General features: G+C 45.0%; 15 protein-coding genes. All 15 read left to right on the top strand.

The window, feature by feature from the left end; genetic code table 11:
• The 15 genes from ACO03U_RS12190 to lysS all read left to right on the top strand — a co-directional run bounded on the left by ACO03U_RS12190 (position 1) and on the right by lysS (position 17,514).
• Positions 1-258 carry an RNA-binding S4 domain-containing protein gene (locus ACO03U_RS12190; protein ID WP_161869537.1) on the top strand — a complete coding sequence of 86 codons (258 nt, stop codon included), beginning with the start codon at positions 1-3 and terminating at the stop codon, positions 256-258.
• A 176-nt stretch (positions 259-434) separates the two neighbouring features.
• A complete protein-coding gene (locus ACO03U_RS12185) occupies positions 435-893 on the top strand; it encodes an FtsB family cell division protein (protein ID WP_161869536.1) in 459 nt (152 codons plus the stop codon).
• 75 nt (positions 894-968) lie between these two features.
• Positions 969-1,460 (top strand): S1 domain-containing RNA-binding protein, encoded by a 492-nt coding sequence (locus ACO03U_RS12180; RefSeq protein WP_161869535.1) that lies wholly within the window; start codon positions 969-971, stop codon positions 1,458-1,460.
• 322 nt (positions 1,461-1,782) lie between these two features.
• Positions 1,783-3,258, top strand: a complete 1,476-nt coding sequence (gene tilS / locus ACO03U_RS12175) for a tRNA lysidine(34) synthetase TilS (RefSeq protein WP_204687086.1) — start codon at positions 1,783-1,785, stop codon at positions 3,256-3,258.
• A gap of 19 nt (positions 3,259-3,277) precedes the next feature.
• Positions 3,278-3,826 (top strand): hypoxanthine phosphoribosyltransferase, encoded by a 549-nt coding sequence (hpt, locus tag ACO03U_RS12170; RefSeq protein ID WP_161869532.1) that lies wholly within the window; start codon positions 3,278-3,280, stop codon positions 3,824-3,826.
• Between the two features lie 331 nt (positions 3,827-4,157).
• Positions 4,158-6,299: an ATP-dependent zinc metalloprotease FtsH gene (gene ftsH / locus ACO03U_RS12165; protein WP_204687037.1), complete on the top strand. Its 2,142-nt coding sequence runs from the start codon at positions 4,158-4,160 to the stop codon at positions 6,297-6,299.
• An 840-nt stretch (positions 6,300-7,139) separates the two neighbouring features.
• Entirely contained in the window at positions 7,140-8,216 is a 1,077-nt protein-coding gene (locus ACO03U_RS12160; RefSeq protein ID WP_204687036.1) for an ABC transporter permease, read from the top strand.
• Between the two features lie 5 nt (positions 8,217-8,221).
• Positions 8,222-8,911: an ABC transporter ATP-binding protein gene (locus ACO03U_RS12155; RefSeq protein WP_161869529.1), complete on the top strand. Its 690-nt coding sequence runs from the start codon at positions 8,222-8,224 to the stop codon at positions 8,909-8,911.
• A gap of 130 nt (positions 8,912-9,041) precedes the next feature.
• On the top strand, positions 9,042-10,172 hold the full coding sequence (locus ACO03U_RS12150) for an acetylornithine transaminase (RefSeq protein ID WP_423104857.1): 1,131 nt from the start codon (positions 9,042-9,044) through the stop codon (positions 10,170-10,172).
• 274 nt (positions 10,173-10,446) lie between these two features.
• Positions 10,447-11,481: an N-acetyl-gamma-glutamyl-phosphate reductase gene (gene argC / locus ACO03U_RS12145; RefSeq protein WP_204687034.1), complete on the top strand. Its 1,035-nt coding sequence runs from the start codon at positions 10,447-10,449 to the stop codon at positions 11,479-11,481.
• 16 nt (positions 11,482-11,497) lie between these two features.
• A complete protein-coding gene (gene argJ / locus ACO03U_RS12140) occupies positions 11,498-12,688 on the top strand; it encodes a bifunctional glutamate N-acetyltransferase/amino-acid acetyltransferase ArgJ (protein WP_204687033.1) in 1,191 nt (396 codons plus the stop codon).
• 32 nt (positions 12,689-12,720) lie between these two features.
• A complete protein-coding gene (gene argB, locus ACO03U_RS12135) occupies positions 12,721-13,476 on the top strand; it encodes an acetylglutamate kinase (protein WP_204687032.1) in 756 nt (251 codons plus the stop codon).
• Positions 13,477-13,791: 315 nt separating this feature from the next.
• The gene (hslO, locus tag ACO03U_RS12130) at positions 13,792-14,682 is read left to right on the top strand and encodes an Hsp33 family molecular chaperone HslO (protein ID WP_161869524.1); all 891 of its coding nucleotides are present in this window, start codon (positions 13,792-13,794) and stop codon (positions 14,680-14,682) included.
• A complete protein-coding gene (gene dusB, locus ACO03U_RS12125; protein WP_204687031.1) occupies positions 14,675-15,685 on the top strand; it encodes a tRNA dihydrouridine synthase DusB in 1,011 nt (336 codons plus the stop codon). Before hslO ends, dusB begins: the two co-directional genes overlap by 8 nt.
• Positions 15,686-16,011: 326 nt before the next feature.
• A complete protein-coding gene (gene lysS / locus ACO03U_RS12120) occupies positions 16,012-17,514 on the top strand; it encodes a lysine--tRNA ligase (RefSeq protein WP_161869522.1) in 1,503 nt (500 codons plus the stop codon).
• Positions 17,515-18,020 lie beyond the last annotated feature (506 nt).

The following is an 18,020-nucleotide window of genomic DNA, read 5'->3' as shown; positions in this document are numbered from 1 at the left end:
ATGCGTTTAGACAAATTTTTAAAAATTTCAAGAATTATTAAGCGACGTTCCGTGGCCAAAGAAGTGGCGGATAAAGGTCGCATCCAAATCAATGGCAAATTGGCGAAATCTTCTTCTACTGTCAAAATCGGTGATGTGTTGACGATCCAATTTGGCAATAAAACGATGGAAATCAAGGTTTCTGAACTTCACGAATCCACCAAAAAAGAAGATGCTGCCAATATGTATGAAATAATTGCCGAGAATCGGAACGAATAAGGTTAGATTTCCATTAGACAACACCTGCCATAGTTGGTATAATAAGAAATTAGTTGAGGTAGTCGGTTTTTTGATGGATTCTGTCGGGAAAGTTGACTGAAAACAAGAGCAACTTCCTAGGACCGGTCTAGCGGAACTTGGAATTGTAAATTACGTAAAGATAGGAGCACATCGTCATGATGCAAGGACGGGATCAGAAGGTGACACAACTGGATAATGACTTTGCCAAAGCTCAGACAGCCCAGCTGATGAAAGAGCACCGTCAAGCAGTCTTTCGCAAGCGACGATTGGGATTTATTTTTACGATTGCCTTACTGATTTTCGGTTTTGTTGGTTTTCAGCTATACCAAGATTACCAGCAAGTCCAAAAACTTCAGACCATCAAAGAAGAAGCCGTAGCCGATCATGACCTCGTTGCCAAAAATGTCGCAACGTTGGAAAAAGAAGTGGCTTATCTCAATGATGAAGATTACGTAGCAAAATTAGCCCGTAATCGTTTCTTCTATTCCAAAGATGGCGAAACTGTTTATCCGACACCGGAGCAAAATGAAGCGGCCGATGCTGTCGAAAAAGAAGTCCAAAAAGCGTTAGAAGATACGCATTCATCTACAGCAACCACTGCTGATTCGCAGTAAACTACACTTAATCAAGGTCAACCCGGAGTGCCGCAATTTGTGGCATTTCCATAAAAATAGGAGGAACATCTGTTAATGGCAATCGAAGTAGGAGCAAAACTTCAAGGAAAAGTGTCAGGTATCACAAATTTTGGGGCGTTTGTCGATTTAGGCTCACGCAAGACTGGTTTGGTCCACATCAGCGAGGTCTCTGACGGGTATGTGAAAGATATCAATGAGGTCTTGAAAGTCGGGGATGAAGTAACCGTCTTGGTGACTTCTGTCGGAAACGATGGCAAGATTGGCTTGTCCATCCGCAAAGCCCAAGACAAACCACAACAAGAAAAACGGGAATACTCCAAAGCGCCTGCTGGTAAATCAGCTGCTCGTCCACAAGACCGTGGCGGCAAGAAACCTTTCAACCGTGGTGGTCACGGTGGTCAAGGTCGCGGCAGTTTTGGTAATGATAAAAAAGAAGATTTCGATTCATTGATGAGTTCTTTCTTGAAAGACTCTGACGATCGCTTGTCTTCCTTGCGTCGTAACACAGAAGGTAAACGTGGCGGTCGTGGCGGTCGCCGTAACTAAGCCACCGATTCACAAATACAATCAGAGCCTGACCTGAACATGGGGTCAGGTTCTTCTTTTTTGTGATGAGTTTTGTTTTTTGTTGGAGACAGGCATGTTCTCAAACAGAACACTTGAACCGTTTATCGGAAATAAGGTCTGGTATTTTTGAAAATGTAAAATCTGTTTATCGCTTAACTTTATAAGCATTACCCCTAGTGACTTGATTACATAGTATTTATTGGGGATTTTTTCTGATCAAAGTGTCAAAATGACTGTGATAACGCTATAATAAAAGTAAGAAAACTTGAAGGTCTGAGATTCAAGAAGATGTATGGAGGGTATGCTGGTGGATTTGGCACAAGTTTTTTTGAAAAAGGGCAGGGAGCAAAAGTTTTGGCTTCCTAATAGTCAGATCCTTTTGGCAGTATCAGGTGGGGTGGATTCCATGGTTCTGTTGCACTTGATGGAGTTAGTACGAGGGGACGCTGACAATCATGTAGCTATCGGGGTGGCTCATATTAATCATCAGTTGCGTCCGGAGTCGTTGGAAGAAGAGGCTTTTTTGCGAGAGTATTGTCAACAACACCAGATTCCTTTATTTGTGAAACGTTGGGAAAGCTTGCCGACTGCGGGGATGGAAGAGGCTGCTCGGAAGTTTCGCTATCAGTTTTTCAGTGAGCTTATGCGAAAAAGTCATTATGATACGCTAATGACGGCTCATCATGGGGACGACCAGCTAGAGACGATGTTGATGAAGATGCTTCGAGATGGCAATGTCCAGACCGCAGGGGGCATGAAAGAGAAGCGGGCGTTTGCCGGTGGGCGCTTGATACGCCCGCTGTTGTCTTTTGGCAAAGAGGAGCTTTTGACGTATGCACATGCTCAGGAAATTCACTATTACGACGATGCCACCAACTATTTGCTAGAGGTTCAACGCAATCGTATCCGCCAATTAGTTGTTCCACCATTAAAAGCTGAAAATACGCAAGCGTTGGCTCATTTTGGGCAATTGGCACAACAGTTGCAGTGGCTTACCGAATGGCAACAACAACACTCCCGACGTTGGTTTGATCGAGAAGTTACGGTTAAGAGTGAGAGTTTACATGTCCCGGTGGCCTCCTTGACGACTTTGACAGCAGGGGAGCAGTTTTTCAACTTGCAATATTGCGGTCAACGTATTCGGGAAAATTGGCAGGTGACGCTTTCACAAGAACAGTTGCAGCAGATATTGCGCAGTCTCGCTGGTGGCAAACCACAATGGTCCGTGAGTTTGGCAGGGGGATGGCAGTTTCGACGGGAATATGACACTTTAGTCTTTGGTCCGGCGAGTTTGGTGACAACGGCAAGTGAACCTGACCGGCTAGCGGAGTTGAAAGAACAGCCGATTCTTCTGAAACTAGGCGAGACCACCTTTTTATCTCAGCATGAATGGGTGGGCTTGCTAGCTGTGCATCAAGATGCAGCCAGTGGCAACTTTTACATCAATGCTGACGATATTCCCGAAAAAGTCAAACTTTGGTCAGAGATCGATCAACCTTTGCCCGTACAATTTCCTACTGAGGTAGTCTTTCGCAAACGCCAAGCGGGCGATCGGATACAGTTGACGAACGCCCTGCGAAAGAAAGTCTCACGGATTTTAATTGATAAAAAAACACCAAATGAAATGCGGGAGCGTTCATGGGTGATGGCAACAAAGGAGGGACAGTTGCTAGGCGTCTTACCACAAGCCCTTTCCTATTTGAGTATTGCCCAGGAAACTGATAAAATACACTACAGACTTCTTTATAAATACCAAGAAGTAGCTAATCGCGGTTAATGCTGGAGGGAGCAGACAGATGCTAGAAAAAGATATCGAAAAAATCTTGATCACAAAAGAAGAAATTGCATTGCGGTGCAAGGAGTTAGGGCAAGAATTAACAGAAGAATACCAAGGTAAAAACCCTTTGGTGATTGGTGTTTTAAAAGGCTCCATTCACTTTATGGCGGACATTTGCCGGGAGATGGATTGTTATTTGGAATTGGACTTTATGGATGTTTCCAGCTATGGTAACGCCACGGTTTCATCTGGGGAAGTCCGTATTTTGAAAGATTTGGATACCAATGTGGAAGGCCGAGATTTGTTGATTGTGGAAGATATCATCGATTCAGGCCGGACTTTAGGCTATTTGGTAGACCTGTTCAAATACCGCAAAGCCAATTCCGTCAAAATCGTCACCTTGTTAGATAAACCAGAAGGCCGAGTGGTGGATATCGAAGCGGATTACATTGGTTTTGACGTGCCTAACGAATTTGTTGTGGGTTACGGCTTGGATTACGCTGAACAATACCGCAATCTGCCTTACGTTGGCGTATTGAAACCATCTGTGTATCAAACGGCTGAATAAGGTACTGACACAGATGGCCAACTTGACAATCGGGGAACGACTTCCTTTTTTCGCTTTTAGAAATGACGGCGAAACCGATCCAGGCTGTGTTTTGTTGGCTTGTGGCTAGCTGCGTTTTGATGTGGTTATGAGAAACGTAAGGTAGTAAGGTGTGTTTGTGAAGCGGGACATCCCTGAAAAGGGTTCTTTTCCGTTAGTAAAAGGCTTCTTTAGTATCAGATTTTAAGTGACCTATGATACAATAAAATGGTCAGGATTGATAAAAAAATACAAACCGTTATCAGGCTAAGGCCAGCCTGATAGCGCAAAAATTCAGCCAGGGAGGGCGAGCATGAACAAGAAAAATAACGGTATGCTGAAGAATACCTTGTATTATGTACTCGTGCTATTGGCGATGATTACCATCGTGTATTTCCTTTTGGGAAATGGTGGCCAGCAGTCGCCGGATATCGAGTATTCCACCTTCAAACAGCAATTGAAGGATGGCAAAATTAAAAACTTCACTGTACAACCTGCAAATGGGACATACAAGATCACCGGGGAGTACGAAGAAAAACAAGAAGTTGCCAATAGCAACGGCTTGAGCGTTTTGGGGAACACCGCGGCAGAAAGCACTAGCTTCACCACAGTGATTTTGCCAAACGATAGTACTCTAGCAGAAATCACTGAATTGGCTGCTGATAATGATGTGAAAACAGTCGTCAAAGAAGAGTCAAACGGTGGTTTGTGGCTGAGTTTAATCATGAGTTTCTTACCACTTGTCTTGTTCTTCTTCTTGTTTTACATGATGATGGGCCAACAAGGCGGCGGTGGCGGCGGTGGCGGCCGTGTGATGAACTTTGGCAAATCCAAAGCCAAAGAAGCCGACAAGAAAGCCAACCGTGTACGTTTTTCTGATGTAGCCGGTGCGGAAGAAGAAAAACAAGAATTAGTCGAAGTAGTAGAATTTCTAAAAGATCCTCGTCGTTTCGTGGAACTTGGTGCGCGGATTCCTGCTGGGGTACTTTTGGAAGGACCTCCAGGGACTGGTAAAACTTTGCTAGCCAAAGCAGTGGCTGGGGAAGCTGGCGTACCATTTTACTCGATCTCTGGTTCAGACTTCGTGGAAATGTTCGTCGGGGTCGGGGCTAGTCGTGTCCGGGACTTGTTTGAAACAGCCAAGAAGAATGCACCAGCCATCATCTTTATCGATGAAATCGATGCTGTCGGTCGCCAACGGGGTGCCGGCATGGGCGGTGGCCATGATGAACGGGAACAAACTTTAAACCAATTGCTAGTTGAAATGGACGGGTTTGATGGCAACGAAGGCGTCATCGTTATCGCTGCTACCAACCGTTCGGATGTCTTAGATCCAGCCTTGCTACGTCCTGGTCGTTTTGACCGCCAAATCTTGGTAGGTCGTCCCGATGTCAAAGGCCGGGAAGCAATCTTGAAAGTACACGCTCGTAACAAACCGCTCGCTGACGATGTCGATCTGAAAGTTGTTGCCCAACAAACACCAGGTTTTGCTGGTGCGGATTTGGAAAATGTCTTGAACGAAGCAGCTTTGGTTGCTGCGCGTCGTAATAAGAAGAAAATCGATGCTTCTGATATTGATGAAGCGGAAGATCGCGTGATCGCTGGTCCGGCTAAAAAAGATCGGGTCATCTCCAAACGGGAACGGGAAATGGTGGCCTATCACGAAGCCGGCCATACCATCGTTGGTTTGGTTCTCAGCCGGGCCCGGGTGGTTCACAAAGTAACGATCATCCCTCGGGGTCGCGCTGGCGGTTACATGATCGCTTTGCCAAAAGAAGATCAAATGCTTATGACCAAAGACGATATGTTTGAACAAATCGTAGGCCTTTTAGGTGGTCGGACGGCAGAAGAAATCATCTTCAATGTGCAATCAACGGGTGCTTCCAATGACTTCGAACAAGCGACTGGCTTGGCACGAAGCATGGTGACGGAATACGGAATGAGCGAAAAACTCGGACCTGTCCAATACGAAGGCAACCATCAAGTCTTTGTTGGCCGTGACTACGGTCAAACTAAGGGCTACTCTGAACAAATCGCTTTTGAAATCGACCAAGAAGTTCGTAATATCTTGAATGAAGCCCATGCAAAAGCGCGGGAAATCATTGAAACCCATAAAGAACAACATAAACTGATTGCTGAAAAACTCTTGGAATTTGAAACCTTAGATGCCAAAGCAATCAAATCCTTGTTTGAAACTGGTAAGATGCCAGAGGGCTTTGATGACAATGAGTTCCCAAGTGAAAAAGCGCAAACTTTTGAAGAAGCCAAACGTGCTTTGGAAGAAAAAGATGCTGCGAAACAAGCAGAGGAAAAACAAGACTTTGACGAAGCGAAGGATTATTTCAACGCGGAAGCTAAAGAAGCACGTCTTGGTGAACAGGATACTGAAACCAAAGAAGTTCAATCTGATTTGGAAGCCGAACACCGAGATACTGAAGATTCACAAGATAAATAATGAGATGAAGCTTGAAATACCGAGAGAATCGGTATTTCAAGCTTTTTTTTATACACTAAGATAGTATAAGTTTCAATCGATGCGAAATACCGTTTTACCAAGGTTTATAGAAAATTTCAAACTGTTTCTCGATGGCACAAAAATGGTGAAATTTAGCTCCGTAGCAATTGAAATAGCTGTAGCTGGACCGGGAAATGCCAAATACAAAGCAATTTGTCATTTCCCTTGGAGCTTCAAACTTAGAGTAAGTGGCGCCTGGCGACACTAACTCTAAGTACTTTTGCTAGTCTTTCTTAGCGGTCTCTGCTTAGAAATGACTGTATGCGTAATGTTTTTATAGCCATCTCACCTCCTGTGAGCTACTGCTATTCCAATTCTACTACGCTAAATTTCACCATTTTCACGATAGACAGCAGATTTAGAAATAATAGACTAACTTAAAACGAATGAAGGATAAAAAAGTCTATCAATAAACCCGCGTGGTCTTGTAGAAGGTGAATGCTTCGGGTAGTAAGGTTAAGAATGTCCGAGAGTTACGAAGCTTTTGCGTATGCAGTATACACTTAAGCAGAAATCGCTAAAAAGAACTAGCAAAATGATAACGGTTCTTTGGTTGGTATTTGCCAATCCCACCACTACCTGAGGAATTCTCCGGAAGCTAGTCCGGCCGGCTTTTTTTATTTTAGGTAATAGAGGATATAAGCACTGGGATAGTCGAGAAAAGCGTTATGAGCAGATGAAGTGACAAGGTGTCATAAAGAAGTGTATACTCCGGAATGTAATGAAGACGGCTTGAAAATTTCTGTAAAAGTAAATGCGAGCCTAGAAGGATGTGACAAGATGTTTTTAGCAAGAAAGGAAATGCGCTATGCCAAATTACGGTATAGTTTAATCATTGGCATTATGTTGTTAGTGTCCTATGTGGTCTTTTTGCTTTCCGGTTTGGCGACGGGCTTAGCTCATGAATTTGATCAAGGAATCGTCAATTGGCAGGCGGATGAAGTGATTTTGGCTAGCGATGCCAACCAGAGTTTAAATGCCTCTCAGCTGACTCAAGGAGATCTTACTCGTGTGAGTGCGAAAGAGAAAGCGGCTCTCGGGGTCTTTAGTGGCGCTATCAAAAAAGGTCAAACCCAAGAGGATATCAACCTGTTTGCCACCACTGATAAGGCGTTTGTGCTCCCGAAAGTAACCAGTGGTAAAACTTTTGCTAGTAAAAATGAGATCATCATCTCTCAAAATTTGGCAGATGCCGGTTATCAGATTGGGGATCAAGTGACGATTGGCAAATACGAGGAACCCCTGACTATCACGGGTATTTTTCCGACGACGTATTATTTGGTTTCGCCGGTGGTATATACTTCTCTTGAAACCTTTACAAGTTTGAAGTATGGCAATCAATCCTTTGACACTGCGGCTGATGAGCCAGTGAATGCAATCGTAGTCAAAGGCGCTGCTACTTTAGATAATCAAAGCGCTGGAGAAACTTTAGAGGCGTTGAAGACTGCTGATTTTATCGAGGCAATCCCCGGTTATGCAGCCCAAAACTTGACGTTAAACGGGATGATTTACTTCCTCTTTGTCATCGTGGCAGCTGTGGTGGGTATTTTTATGTATGTGATCACCATGCAAAAAGCCCCAATCTTTGGGGTGATGAAAGCGCAGGGAATTTCCAACGGCTTTATTGCAAAATCAATCGTGGCCCAATCCTTTTTAGTAGGCGTAATCGGTGTTGCGCTGGCGATTCTTTTAGCTTTGGGAACGAGTTTGATCTTGCCAGATGCGATGCCGTTTTTGGTAGTCCCACAACAATGGGGACTGTACAGTGGGATTTTGCTAGTAGTAGCGATTGTCGGTGGCCTCTTCTCGATTCGAACCGTGACGAAGGTTGATCCGATTACGGCGATTGGAGGGTGAGGAAAATGGAACAAGCATTAGCTATGCATCAGATAAAAAAAGTATTTGGTTCTGGCCATACGGAAGTTACCGCTTTGAAGGGAATTGATTTTACGGTAGCACCGGGAGAGTTTGTCTCAATCATCGGTCCTTCAGGTTCAGGTAAAAGTACATTTTTAACCATTGCGGGAGGGTTGCAAAATCCCTCCAGTGGGCAAATTCTAATCAATGGTCATGATTTTACTAGCTTGTCAGAAAAAAAGCGGAGTAAATTGCGTTTTAAAGAAATCGGCTTTATCTTACAAAGCGCCAATCTGATTCCTTATTTGAAAATCGAGGAACAATTTTATTTAGTTGATAAAGTGAAAAAAGAACCTAAAAACCAAGAACGGGTCAAACAGTTGTTGACCTCTTTGGACATTTTAAACTTAAAGGATCAGTATCCTCGAGACCTTTCTGGAGGAGAGCGGCAGCGAGTAGCCATTGGGCGAGCCCTTTACAATGATCCGAGCTTGATTTTGGCAGATGAACCAACCGCCTCTTTGGATACTGACCATGCCTATGATGTGGTGAAGTTGTTGGTGAAAGAAGCCCATGAAAATCAAAAGGCCACTATCATGGTGACCCATGACCCTCGAATGACTCAATGGAGTGACCGGGTTTTACGAATGGAAGACGGTCTTTTGGTACCGGTAGTTGATTCGCCAGCTGAATAATGATTCTAAAAAAACCAGCTTTCCTTGGGAGGTTGGTTTTTTATATTTATTCTTAATTTTATGATTGTTAGGAAATATATTGCAATATATTTAGTTTTTATGTATATTAATTCAAAAAGGCGTGAGATTGATGAGCTATTTGTTTCCTAATTACAGCCGGAAACCTTTTGAAATTGTCAGTGGTCAAGGGCTACTGGTCCAAGATCAAAAAGGGAAAACTTACTTAGATTTTACCAGTGGCATCGGGGTGATGAATTTGGGGCATCATCATCCAGCAGTTGAAGCGGCGCTGGCCAAACAAGCTGGACAAATCTGGCATATGCCCAATCTTTATCAAAGTCAATTGCAAGAAGAAGTGGCTCAGGCTTTGGCAGGAGAACTTGATTATGTCAGCTTTTTTTGTAATAGTGGCGCGGAAGCCAATGAGGCCGCCATTAAATTGGCACGAAAATATACGGGACGTAGCCAGCTACTGACTTTTCAGCAGTCGTTTCACGGGCGGACGTATGGGGCGATGACAGCGACGGGTCAAGCCACCATTCATGCAGGGTTTGAACCCTTAGTGCCAGACTTTATTTATGGCGAATACAATGATCATAAAGCCCTTGATTTAGTGACGGAACAGACCGCCGCTGTGATGGTGGAGCTGATTCAAGGGGAAGGGGGCGTGATTGTTGCTGAGAGGTCGTGGATTCGGCAATTAGCTAAACGTTGTCAAGCAATGGGCGCACTTTTGATTGTTGATGAAGTTCAGACTGGAATTGGCCGCACCGGTAGTTTATTCGCTTTTGAGCAATTTGGGATTCAACCAGATATTTTTACTTTGGCAAAAGGCTTGGGAAATGGCCTGCCAGTGGGGGCGATGCTAGGAAAACGGGAGCTAGCATCTGCCTTTGGACCAGGTAGTCACGGAACGACTTTTGGTGGGAATAAATTGGCGCTAGCCGCGGCTAAAGCGGTCTTGGAAACCATGGGCGCGCCGGGTTTTCTCGCGACCGTTGGAGAGAAAGGTGAGTATCTGCGACAAGGCATAAATGCAATACAATCGGCTAAAATTGTTGCCGTCCGCGGGTTGGGCTTGATGGTAGGTATCCAGTTGGTATCCGAAGAGGTCTTAGCTAGCGTCACCGAACAACTAGAAGCAAAAGGCTTATTAAGCTTACGGGCAGGGAAAACTGTTTTGCGACTTTTGCCGGCTTTGACTGTCAGCGAGGGGGAGCTCCAGCAAGCGCTAGCCTTATTAGCAGAAGTTTTGGTCTAGAGCAGCTAGCGGATTGAGTTTGAGATGGGAAAGCTAGGCCTGGTCCTGGAAAATGATTACAAACAGTCGGTCTGACTGCCTGTTTCAGCGAAAAAGTTCCTGTGATGTTTGTTGAGAAACAGCGCAGGAACTTTTTTTATTGATTTTTATTCAATTTTCGAGGGATAATACGCATAAAACTTTAAAAATATTATCTTTTTATTATAAATAATCATTGACAGAAAAATTAGATATGTTTATAATTTGAAGTAATTTAACGAAAGTGGTGGGGGATATGAAAGCGGCAATCGTTGGTGTAACAGGATATACAGGAATTGAGTTGTTACGCATTATCCATGGACATCCCCAGCTGTCAGTAGGGACTATTCATAGCTATTCATTGCATAAACATACAATAGCTGAGGATTATCCTCACTTGCGTAGTTTGACGACGTTGCCGGTACATCCCTTTGATCCGGAAATGATCATGGCAGAAAATGATTTGGTATTTTTTGCCACGCCGGCGGGAGTTTGCAAAGAGTTGGGGCAAGTCTTGGTAGCGGCAGACTTTCCCGTAATCGATTTGTCGGGGGATTTGCGGCTGAAAGAAGGGGCTGTTTACGAAGCATGGTATCAAAAAGAAGCGGCTCCGGAAGAGATGTTAGCCAAAGCTTATTATGGCCTGCCAGAATTTTTGCCGGCTGACACCAAGGGTAATTTGATTTCCAATCCTGGCTGTTACGCCACAGCGGCTTTGCTGGCGATTGCCCCCTTAGTGAAAGAAAACTTAGTAGATCCGACGAGCCTGATTTTAGATGGGAAATCGGGTCTATCAGGAGCTGGCAAGACTTTGGGAGAGAGTAGTCATTATGTCAATGTTACGGAAAATATGAGTATGTATAAGCTGAATCAACATCAGCATATCCCGGAGATTTTACAACAACTCCAAGTGTGGAACCCTGAGATGACAGCTATTCAGTTTACGACAAGTTTAATTCCGGTGAAACGGGGCATCTTTTTGACCGCCTATGGGAAGGTTTCCCCGCAAGTGACCCAAGAACAGCTACTTGCGGCTTACCATAAAGTTTATGCCCAGGCGCCCTTTGTCCGGATTCAGCCAGCAGGTACATTGCCTCAGTTACGCCAAGTTACCGGGACTAATTTTTGTGATATCGGCTTAGGTTTAAATGAAAAAACCGGTATCGTGACCGTGGTAGGGGTGATTGATAATTTGATGAAAGGGGCAAGTGGCCAAGCAATTCAAAATTACAATCGCTGGGCTGGTATCGATGAAACTGCCGGCCTGTGGACCATGCCGATATACCCATAGAAAGAAGTGAGTAGCTTTGCAAAAAATTAATGGCACCATCGCCACGCCTCGTGGTTTTCACGCAGATGGGCTTCATTGTGGTTTGAAGAAAAAACGAAAAGATCTTTGCTGGTTGTATTCCGATGTACCGGCGCAAGCAGCAGGGGTTTTTACGACGAATAAAGTCAAAGCCGCTCCGATTCACTATACGAAAGCCGCCTTAGCAGACGGGTTGATTCAAGCAGTTGTGGTAAATTCCGGCAATGCCAATGCCTGTACAGGAGCAGTAGGCTTGGCAGATGCCAAAAAAATGACGGAGTTGACCGCCGAAAAACTGGGAATTGAGCCAGCCTTAGTGGCGGTAGCATCGACTGGTGTCATCGGGAAGCTGTTACCGATGGCGACGGTGGCCGCGGGGATTGACCGGTTGACTATTGAGGGGGATGCCACCGGATTTCAGCAAGCCATCCTCACTACGGATACTTGTGAAAAAGTCAGCGTCTACCAAGATGATCTGGTGGGAACGACGGTGACGGTGGCCGGGTGTAGTAAAGGTTCCGGGATGATTCATCCTAACATGGCGACGATGCTAGGCTTTGTCACGACTGATGTCGCTATTGCCAGTGATACGCTACAGGAGATGTTGGCGGAGTTGACAGAGACGACGTTTAACCAAATCACCGTCGATGGGGACACGTCTACTAATGATATGGTTTTAGTGTTGGCAAATGGACTGGCCCACAATCCGCCTCTCATGAAAGCTACGCCGGCTTACGAAAAGTTCAAAAAAATGTTAGCAGCGGTGATGACGGATTTAGCCAAGGAGATTGCCAAAGACGGCGAAGGGGCCACCAAGCTGATTGAAGTCACCGTTACTGGGGCCCAAGATAACCTTAGTGCTCGGATGATTGCTAAGACGGTAGTAGGGTCACCTTTAGTGAAGACCGCAATCTTCGGTAAAGATCCCAACTGGGGCCGGATTTTGTGTGCGGTAGGCTATAGTGAAACCGAAGCCGCGATGGAAGGTGTGACGATCGCGATTGGGCCGCATGTAGTGTATGCCGATGAAATGCCCGTCTTGTTTGATCAAGAAGCGATGAGGGAAACTTTGGAGGCCCAAGAAATTGCCATCACCATAAACTTACAAGAAGGATCAGGACAAGGCATGGCGTGGGGTTGCGATCTCAGCTACGATTACGTGAAAATCAACGCCTTGTATCACACCTAACGCTAAGGGTCAGTCAGAAAAGAGGGAAAAAGATGGGGACAATCGTTGTGAAAATCGGAGGTGTCGCCTCTGACAATTTGGATTTAGCTTTTTTTAGCCAGATTCATTATTGGCAAAAACAGGGGAAAAAAGTTGTGATCGTTCACGGTGGCGGCTATTATATTTCCGAAATGATGACCCGCCTTGGCCAAGAAGTCGTCATAAAAAATGGGTTGCGGGTGACGGATGCAGCGACGTTGGAAATTACCCGGATGGTACTTTTGGGGCAAGTGCAACCATTAGTTACCACTAAGTTTCTTGCGGAAGGCTTTCATGCACTAGGTTTGAGCGCGGGCAGTGACCAATTGATTTTGGGAGAAGCTATCAACGAAAATGAGCTAGGCTTTGTTGGCCAAGTAACCAAGGTCAATCGGGATCTGTTAGAGATTTTGCTGGAAAAAGACCATATTCCGGTGATTGCCCCTTTAGGAATCACGGCAGCTGGCCAATGGCTAAATATCAATGCCGATGAAGTCGCCTGCAAAGTGGCGGCTACCTTGCAAGCAGAAGCTTTGTATTTATTAACGGATGTTCCTGGCATTAAACAACAAGGCTCTTGGTTGAAAAAGGTCTCTTTAGCCGCGGTGGATCAATTGGTGAAAGAAGAAATCGTCACCGGTGGCATGCTTCCAAAACTCAATAGTGCCAAAGAGGCCTTGCTGGCAGGGGTTACTTCGGTAGTCATCAATAACGGTATCACAGCTGGCGGTACCCAGCTGTTTGCCGAAGAGTACGCTGTGGAAGCCTAGTAGCGGATCAAGGAATTGTTTGGACAGAGATTTAGCGGTGGGAACCATTTGTCTCGAAGATTATGTAAAAATGCCAGCGCCTCGAGAAGATTGAGGGGCTGGTATTTTTTGTGGGTTTGCTAACCTACGCCACCCGCATGTCGACGGAAGCGTGGCCAACCGGCTTTTTTATTTTATCTATGGTTGTTGTACTTTTCCTAAATTTCGAACCCTCAAGTTGAAAAAAAGCTTATCTGATTGTATGATTACCCAATGAAGAAAAAGCCTAACAGGTAGGCGCAAGCTGAGGGCCTGTCGGAAAAAGGAGAGACAAGGATGAAAGATTATTTAGTGAAAGCACTAGCTTATGACGGGATGGTACGGGCCTATGGAGTCAATGCTACGGCCACCGTCGCCGAAGCTCAACGGCGCCATGATACTTGGAACACAGCTTCAGCAGCCTTGGGTCGGTCATTAGTCGGGGGCCTGCTGTTGGGGGCGACTGTCAAAGGTGATGACAAATTGACTATCAAGATTCAAGGGGATGGCCCAGCAGGAGCAATCGTGGTAGATGCCAATGGTCACGGCGAGGTCAAAGGCTATCTGCAAAATCCTCACGTCAGTTTACCGTTGAATGAAAAAGGTAAAATTGATGTTCGAGGCGCAGTGGGTACCCAAGGGATGTTTACGGTGATCAAGGATTTAGGATTGAAGGAACCTTTCTCTGGTCAGACCCCGATTGTTTCTGGTGAATTGGGAGAAGACTTTACCTATTACTTAGCGATTAGTGAGCAAATTCCCTCGGCGGTGGGCTTGAGTGTCTTGGTAGATACAGATGACTCCATCAAAGTGGCAGGGGGCTTTATGCTTCAAATCATGCCTGGTGCAGATGAACGGGTAATTGATGAGATTGAAGCCAATTTAGCCAAAACACCGCAAATTTCTACTTTACTGGAAGCAGGCAAGACCCCTGAGGAAATCCTTGATAGTTTAATGCCGGATACCCAGCTTATGATATTGGAAACAATGCCGGTAGCCTTTAAGTGTGATTGCTCCAAAGATAAGTTTGCTGAGGCGATTATTTCCCTTGGTGGAGACGAAATCCAGGAAATGATCGACGAAGACCATGGTGCGGAGGCTGTTTGTGCCTTTTGTGGAGAAAAATATACTTATACAGAAGCCGAACTGGCAGCTTTAAAACAGGAGGCTACAGCAAAAGATGAGTGAGCAAAGTTGGAAAATCGGGGATGTCACCATTCCCAATCGCGTGGTGGTAGCCCCAATGGCGGGAATCACCAATGCGGCCTTTCGAGTGACGGTGAAAGAATTTGGTGCTGGCTTGGTGGTTTGTGAGATGATCAGCGACCAGGGCATTCATTTTCGCAATAAGAAAACCTTAGAAATGCTGTATATCGACGAAAGGGAACATCCCTTGAGCGTCCAAATCTTCGGTGGTACCAAAGATAGTTTGGTGGAAGCGGCGTTATTTGTTCAGAATAATACCAAGGCCGACATCATCGATATCAATATGGGCTGCCCGGTACCGAAAGTGATCAAAGCTGATGCTGGGTCTAAGTGGTTGCTAGATCCGGACAAGATTTATGAGATGGTGCAAGCTGTTTCTTCTGAAGTTGATATTCCGGTGACGGTAAAAATGCGTATCGGTTGGGATTCCCAGCATATCTTCGCTGTGGAAAATGCACTAGCTGCCCAATCCGCTGGAGCAGCCGCTTTGGCGATGCATGGCCGCACCCGTGCCCAGATGTATGAAGGCCAGGCCAATTGGGAAGTGTTGAAAGAAGTCAAACAGCAGCTGACGATTCCTTTCATGGGTAATGGAGATGTCAAAACCCCAGAAGATGCCAAGCGCATGATTGATGAAGTCGGCGCTGATGGTGTCATGATCGGGCGGGCAGCACTAGGCAATCCCTGGATGATTCATCGTACCCAACATTACTTGGCAACTGGTGAATTGATTGGCGAGCCTACGCCAACAGAGAAAATAGCCACAGCGAAAGTGCACTTCCAGCGTTTGGTGGAGCTAAAGGGGGAAACCATCGCCTCTCGGGAATTTCGGCAACACGCTGCCTACTATCTAAAAGGAATCCCTAAGGCTAGCAAAGTCAAAGTGGCTATTAATCAAGCCGAAGACCAAGCCACCGTGGTGAAAATCTTGGATGAGTTTGCCCAACAAGCAGAAGAACGGCTGTTGGCCAAAGCTGCTCAATGAGTTATCTGCTAGATTCGCGATAAAAAGGAAAGAAAAAGGAAACGTAGCAAGCTGGAGGTGATTTTCAGCTTGCTTTTTTGCGGGAATCTTGGCATTATAGGTAAGAATGAAACCGCGTCAGACTGCCTTTTTTAAAAAAAGGCGCCAGTGCTTGGTGAAGAAAAGTCTTTTCGCTAGCTGGCTAAATGACTAAGTTAGGTGAGGACAGCCTTATTTGCAGATGTCGACATCAGTTACCGAACTCGTTTTTTGGGCTCGGTGACTGCTTGTCTTGGGACAAATCGCTTGCTCACCAGTTAAACCTACTATTATAAGGAGGAAATCACGTGTCTGAAGAACAAAATCAGCCCAAACAAGAAGAACTAAATGATCAAATGTTGGTTCGTCGGGAAAAGATGGAAACATTGCGGGAAGAAGGAATTGATCCTTTTGGTACCCGTTTTGAACGGACGGCCGATTCACGAGAACTACACGAAAAATACAACGACTTGAGCAAAGAAGAAATTGCCGCTCTAGGTCAAACAGCTAGCATTGCTGGTCGGATGATGACTAAACGAGGCAAAGGGAAAGTTGGCTTTGCTCATTTACAAGACCGAGAAGGCCAAGTACAAATCTATGTCCGTAAAGATGAAGTCGGCGAAGAAAACTACCAAATTTTCAAAAAAGCCGATTTAGGCGATTTCCTAGGTGTCGAAGGGGAAATCATGAAGACCGACACCGGCGAAGTTTCCATTAAAGCTAAAAAAGTGACCATGCTTTCCAAAGCGTTGCGTCCTTTACCAGACAAATACCATGGGCTGAGCAATGTCGAACAACGCTACCGTCAACGTTATCTGGATTTGATTAGTAATAAAGAAAGCTTCGATCGTTTTACTAAACGGAGTCGGATCGTTTCCAGCATCCGTAACTACTTGGATAACCATGGCTACCTTGAAGTCGAAACACCTGTCTTGCACAATCAAGCAGGGGGGGCTTCTGCACGACCATTTACTACCCATCACAATGCGTTGGATATGGAATTGTATCTACGGATTGCCTTGGAACTACATTTGAAACGCCTGATCGTCGGCGGGATGGAAAAAGTCTACGAAATTAGCCGGGTTTTCCGTAACGAAGGCATCGATACGACCCACAACCCTGAGTTTACGATGTTAGAAGTATATACCGCCTACACGGACTATCTCGATGTGATGGATTTGGTAGAAGGTATCATTCGTAATGCGGCGATGGCTGCTAATGGCACAGCTAAGCTACAATATGATGGCCAAGATATCGACTTAGAGTCTAAATTTGGTCGTTTGCACATGGTTGACGGGATCAAACAAGTTACCGGTGTCGATTTCTGGCAACCAATGACAGTAGAAGAAGCGCGCGCGCTGGCCAAAGAACACAACGTCGAAATCAATGACTCCATGCAAGTAGGGCAAATTATCAATGAATTCTTTGAAACCTTTGTGGAAGATACACTGGTCAACCCAACCTTTGTCTATGGTCATCCGGTAGAAGTTTCCCCATTGGCTAAAAAGAATCCAGAAGACCCTCGCTTTACCGATCGTTTCGAATTGTTTATCATCGGTAAAGAGTTTGCCAATGCCTTTACTGAACTCAACGATCCGATTGACCAACGGGAACGGTTTGAAGAGCAAGAACGGCAACGGGCCGCAGGGGATGACGAAGCCCATGGTGTAGATGAAGATTTCTTGGAAGCGTTGGAATACGGTATGCCACCAACTGGGGGACTAGGGATCGGTATCGATCGTTTAGTGATGCTGTTAACCGATGCGCAATCCATTCGTGACGTATTGTTGTTCCCAACGATGCGGAACTAATTGCAAAAAAATAGTGAAAGACCTGGCATAGCGAGTGCTGGGTCTTTTTTCTATTTATAAATAACATTTTTGCCAAGCGCAATTCACCGTTTTCATTTTGTGGAAAGGGTTTAAAAACGAATGGTTTTTAGCGGATAAATCATTGATGTTCGGTTATGAAAAAAACACAAAAAAATTGCAGAAAACCGTTGACCTCAGGGGCTGAAGTTGGTATATTATTACTTGTCCGTTAGCGGGCAGCCGAGATCAACGGCTTTCAAAAAAAACATTTTAAAAAAGTGTTGACAACTGAAGGTCATCTTGGTAAACTAATTAAGTTGCTGACGCAAGAAGCTTTCAAGCTTCGAGTAAAAAAGTTTCAAAAAAACTTTTATAAAATAGTTGACAACGAAAACGTCATCTGATAAGATATAAGAGTTGCTGAAACAATTAGCGACAACGACATTTAGACCTTTGAAAACTGAACAAAAAGCAAAAACGAACCAATGTGTAGGGCATCTCAATTT

The sequence above is a fragment of the Enterococcus diestrammenae genome, assembly GCF_049384045.1.
Taxonomy (GTDB): domain Bacteria; phylum Bacillota; class Bacilli; order Lactobacillales; family Enterococcaceae; genus Enterococcus_C; species Enterococcus_C diestrammenae.
The sequence above is the reverse complement of the archived record's forward strand: the minus strand, read 5'-3'. Positions and strand labels throughout refer to the sequence as shown.

Coding starts and splice junctions, on each gene's coding strand:
- argB (WP_204687032.1), top strand. CDS start 12,721: ATGGGGACAATCGTTGTGAAAATCGGAGGTGTCGCCTCTGACAATTTG.
- ACO03U_RS12150 (WP_423104857.1), top strand. CDS start 9,042: ATGAGCTATTTGTTTCCTAATTACAGCCGGAAACCTTTTGAAATTGTC.
- ACO03U_RS12180 (WP_161869535.1), top strand. CDS start 969: ATGGCAATCGAAGTAGGAGCAAAACTTCAAGGAAAAGTGTCAGGTATC.
- ACO03U_RS12155 (WP_161869529.1), top strand. CDS start 8,222: ATGGAACAAGCATTAGCTATGCATCAGATAAAAAAAGTATTTGGTTCT.
- ftsH (WP_204687037.1), top strand. CDS start 4,158: ATGAACAAGAAAAATAACGGTATGCTGAAGAATACCTTGTATTATGTA.
- ACO03U_RS12160 (WP_204687036.1), top strand. CDS start 7,140: ATGTTTTTAGCAAGAAAGGAAATGCGCTATGCCAAATTACGGTATAGT.
- tilS (WP_204687086.1), top strand. CDS start 1,783: ATGCTGGTGGATTTGGCACAAGTTTTTTTGAAAAAGGGCAGGGAGCAA.
- argC (WP_204687034.1), top strand. CDS start 10,447: ATGAAAGCGGCAATCGTTGGTGTAACAGGATATACAGGAATTGAGTTG.
- ACO03U_RS12185 (WP_161869536.1), top strand. CDS start 435: ATGATGCAAGGACGGGATCAGAAGGTGACACAACTGGATAATGACTTT.
- ACO03U_RS12190 (WP_161869537.1), top strand. CDS start 1: ATGCGTTTAGACAAATTTTTAAAAATTTCAAGAATTATTAAGCGACGT.
- hpt (WP_161869532.1), top strand. CDS start 3,278: ATGCTAGAAAAAGATATCGAAAAAATCTTGATCACAAAAGAAGAAATT.
- hslO (WP_161869524.1), top strand. CDS start 13,792: ATGAAAGATTATTTAGTGAAAGCACTAGCTTATGACGGGATGGTACGG.
- dusB (WP_204687031.1), top strand. CDS start 14,675: ATGAGTGAGCAAAGTTGGAAAATCGGGGATGTCACCATTCCCAATCGC.